Consider the following 1,344-nt stretch of genomic DNA (forward strand, 5'->3'; position numbering starts at 1 on the left):
TTACAATAGCGTTAAATCGCTTGACAAAGTGACATGTATAATGCTAGAATGTATGTGGTTATTTATGTTTAATACTTAAAGTGTTTGGAGGACTTTAACTACTAAATATCAAATAATCTGTGATTTCTTCTTCGTTTCTCAGGAGAGGGATTAAGAACATTGAAAATAAAATATAGAAAAGAGGAGAAACATGGCAAAAAGCAAAATGCTGAAATTGCTTTCAAAACTTTCAGCTGCAGCTCTTTCTGTCTTGACACTTACATCTGTTTCGACAAATACTGTTAAAGCTGATGACCCGACGCCAAAGGAATTAACGCAAGTTATTACAGGTGTTGAGTTGTTGGATGCTTCAGATACGAAACAGAATGTAACTTCTGAGGGAGATTATGCAGTTCGTACAGGGAATGCCTACAAGCTTCGTGTAACGTTTGATCTCAAACAATACAATGAAAACTTGAACAATGGTGATTATTTCACTTTCGACATTCCTGCACCCATGACAGTCTACAACGGCACTCAACAGTTGGTTGACCCAGCTACGCAAGTAACGATTGGGGAAGCAGTTGTAACATCAAGTGGTAATGACAAGGGTGGTAAAGCAAAAATTACCTTGAAAAACTTGGACAAGTACCTAGCTGCAACCGGTGGAGATAAAGTTAAGGATGTATCTGGTAACTTTGCGGCATCATTCCGCTTCCTAACAGACCAGACTAAGACACCAATTAGCTTTAATTCTTCTTCTATGAAGCAAGAGGTAACTCATACATATACCTCTAAGACAATCACAGGTCCTAAAGTTGGTACTGAGAACTACGCGAAATCTGGTGGACAAGCTTCCCGTGAAAGCTGGAACTCTCCAAAACTAGCAGCTATCGGATCAGTAAGCTCAGGTAATGAGCAATCAAACTGGCGTGTACGTGTGAACACAGAAAAACAAGATTTTGGACAAAACATTGTGCTTCATGACACAATTCCAAATGATGATACATCCTACACACCAGCTCAATACATTCCAGAAAGCTTGAAGATTTACAAGGCTGATATTAACGGCGGTACTTCTGCTGTTCCTCCAGGAGCAGAACTAATGGTAGAAGGCACTGACTATACAGTTGCTTGGAACTCAAACTATACATCATTTGATGTTACAATCAAAGATGGAACGACTTCTTACTTCGTTACATATAGTACTACCACTCCAAATGATGGTACGAAAGTAGCAAATATCATAGCTTTGTCTCTTGCAGACGGAACAAAACTTGCACAAAACACAAGTCGCCCAGGTGCGCTTAGCATGAAAGCGGAAGCAACATCTTTGATTTCTGGTACAATTGTAGCATCTACAGC

The 1,344-nt window shown here is 39.5% G+C and carries 1 protein-coding gene; it reads left to right on the forward strand.

Going from position 1 to position 1,344, the window contains the following annotated elements:
• Positions 1-190 precede the first annotated feature (190 nt).
• On the forward strand, positions 191-1,344 hold a 1,154-nt coding region (locus MK385_RS09760), incomplete at its 3' end, for an Ig-like domain-containing protein (RefSeq protein ID WP_268725958.1).

This window comes from Streptococcus oralis (genome assembly GCF_026782125.1).
GTDB classification, from domain to species: domain Bacteria; phylum Bacillota; class Bacilli; order Lactobacillales; family Streptococcaceae; genus Streptococcus; species Streptococcus oralis_CE.